We start from the raw sequence: 699 nt of genomic DNA on the forward strand, positions 1-699 counted from the left end.
TTCTGCACCTGGTCCATCACGCCGGACAACTGGTCCGTCACCTGGCGCACCTCGCCGACGCTGCGGCGTATCTCCTCGGAGAATTTGTCCATGCCCATCACGCTGGCCGACACCGCCGACTGCATCTCCTTGAGCATCTGCTCGATGTCCCAGGTGGACACCGAGGTCTGGTCGGCCAGGCGGCGGATCTCGGTGGCCACCACCGAGAAGCCGCGTCCGGCCTCGCCGGCCTTCTCGGCCTCGATGGCGGCGTTGAGCGAGAGGATGTTGGTCTGGTCGGCCACCTTGGTGATGGTGATCAGCACGCTGTTGATGTTGGAGGCCTTCTCCGACAAGGCGGCCAGCTTGGCGTTGATCGAGTCGGTGGCCGAGACCATGTGCTGCATGGTGCTGTCCATGCGCTTGAGGTTGTTCTGGGCGTCGGCGGTGGCGCTGGTGGTGTAGTCGGCGACGGCGGTGGCGTCCTCCATGGTCTTGAGCAGCTGCGCCGTGTTGGCGGAGATTTCCTTGGTGGTGCTGAGGATCTCGACGCTGGTCTGCGCCTGCTCGATGCCGGTGGCCTCCTGCTGCTTGGCCGAGGCGGCGATTTCGGTGGCCGAGGTGGTGACCGAGATGCCGGCCTTCTGCACATTGTTGAGCAGCGCGCGCAGGTTCTCGAACATGCGGTCCAGGCCATGGGCCAGCTGGCCGATGGCGTCG

1 protein-coding gene is annotated in these 699 nt (G+C 65.4%); it reads right to left on the reverse strand.

The features are described from left to right. Positions 1-699, reverse strand: a 699-nt coding sequence (locus tag ACCD07_RS32280) for a methyl-accepting chemotaxis protein (protein WP_413449692.1), incomplete at both ends; no start/stop codon positions are given.

This window comes from Duganella sp. Dugasp56 (genome assembly GCF_047304105.1).
GTDB classification, from domain to species: Bacteria; Pseudomonadota; Gammaproteobacteria; order Burkholderiales; family Burkholderiaceae_D; genus Rugamonas; species Rugamonas hordei.